Below are 391 nucleotides of genomic sequence, written 5' to 3'. Positions count from 1 at the left end.
AGGTTGGCAGCACCTTTGTTGTGGATGAAGAGGAGATTGGAACACCAACGCAAGCCTCGGGAAGTTTTGTGACGACCGAAGGAGCTGACCAAGTTGAAACTTACGAATTGAGAAATATCTCAATGTTGGAAGCGACGCTATCGTCTGGCAATGAAGGTATTAAGATCACTGAGATCACAGGTGCTGCTAACACGACCACCTACCAAGGTGCAACTGACCCTGGCGGAACGCCAATTTTCACATTAGTTCTGACTGATGATGGTGCTTACACATTTACCTTGCTTGGTCCTCTAGACCATGAGCCTAGCTCAGAGGCGAGAAATAAGCTGCTTATCTCCTTTGATGTAGTGGCTGTTGATAGTGATGGTGATGATTCCAACCAGTATCAATT

At 46.3% G+C, this 391-nt stretch carries 1 protein-coding gene; it reads left to right on the top strand.

Annotated features, from left to right (window positions below):
• Window positions 1-391, top strand: a 391-nt coding sequence (locus tag AB4486_RS25195; RefSeq protein WP_372119442.1) for a hypothetical protein, incomplete at both ends; no start/stop codon positions are given.

It is taken from the genome of Vibrio sp. 10N.222.55.C6 (assembly GCF_041473395.1).
Lineage (GTDB): Bacteria > Pseudomonadota > Gammaproteobacteria > Enterobacterales > Vibrionaceae > Vibrio > Vibrio crassostreae_C.
The sequence above is the reverse complement of the archived record's forward strand: the minus strand, read 5'-3'. Positions and strand labels throughout refer to the sequence as shown.